Raw genomic sequence first — 1,201 nt, 5'->3', positions numbered from 1 at the left:
GGATATCGGTACCCGCACCCATCCGCGACAACAACGCCGCGAACGCCGCCCGCACCACCATGAACACACTCGCACCGGACTCCCGCGCGAGGCGGACGAGCCCCTGGTGCAGTTCCGCGTCGACGTTCACCGGCACGGTGCCGCCTCGGTGCGAGGCAACCGCCGGGCGGGGGCGATCCGTGGGCAGCTCCAACTGGTCGGGCTGGTCGGATAGTTGCTGCGTCCAGTAGGCGAGTTGACGGCTGATCAGGCTCTCGGGGTCGGACTCGTCGCCGAGAGCGTCCTGCTGCCACAGCGCATAGTCCGCGTACTGCACCGGCAGCGGCTTCCAGCTGGGGGCGCGGCCCGTCGTACGCGCCTCGTATGCCAGCGCGACGTCGCGCGCCAGCGGTGCCATCGACCAGCCGTCGCCCGCGATGTGGTGCAGCACAACGACCAGGACGTGAGTGGCGTTGTTCAGACCGAACAGGGCGGCACGCAATGGGGCTTCGGAGGTGAGGTCGAACCCACGCCGCGCGGTCTTTGCGATCGCGTCCGTGACCTCGTACTCGCGGATTTCCCTTGCCGGCATCTCGACCATGGAGTCCGCCGCGTCGAGGACGCGCTGGACGGGCACGCCGTCCGCGCCCTCCGGGAAGACCGTGCGCAGCGACTCGTGCCGTATGACGATGTCGCACAGGGCTGCGCGCATGGCGTCGCGGTCCAGCGGACCGGTGAGTCGCAGAGCGATGGGCATGTTGTACGTGACGGACTCGGGGCCCTCGAAGCGGTTGAGGAACCAGAGCCGGCGCTGCGCGAACGACAGGGGGATCTCGGCGGGGCGATCCGCTGGCACCGGCGCCGTTCGGGCACCTTGGGCGTCCGCCATGCGCGCGACCAACTGCGCGACGGTCGGCGCCTCGAACATCGCGCGGGGTGGGACCTCCATGCCGAACACCGCACGGATGCGGCTGATCACACGTGTAGCGTGCAGCGAGTGGCCGCCCAGGTCGAAGAAGCTGTCATCGATGCCGACACGCTCCACGCCGAGCACCTCGGCGAAGATCGCGCAGAGGACGTCCTCGCGGGCGTCACGCGGGCCACGTACGCCTCGGGCCTCGACCCACTCGGGGGCGGGCAGGGCGCGTCGGTCGACCTTGCGGTGCGCGGTCAGCGGCAGCCCGACCAGCGTGACGACCGCGGCAGGCACCATGAACTCCGG

At 70.4% G+C, this 1,201-nt stretch carries 1 protein-coding gene; it reads right to left on the bottom strand.

The genetic code is table 11. From position 1 onward, the window contains the following. Positions 1-1,201: condensation domain-containing protein (locus ACWGIH_RS43460; RefSeq protein ID WP_453691786.1), on the bottom strand; the 1,201-nt coding region annotated here is incomplete at both ends.

Source organism: Streptomyces sp. NPDC054872 (assembly GCF_053610705.1).
The sequence above is the reverse complement of the archived record's forward strand: the minus strand, read 5'-3'. Positions and strand labels throughout refer to the sequence as shown.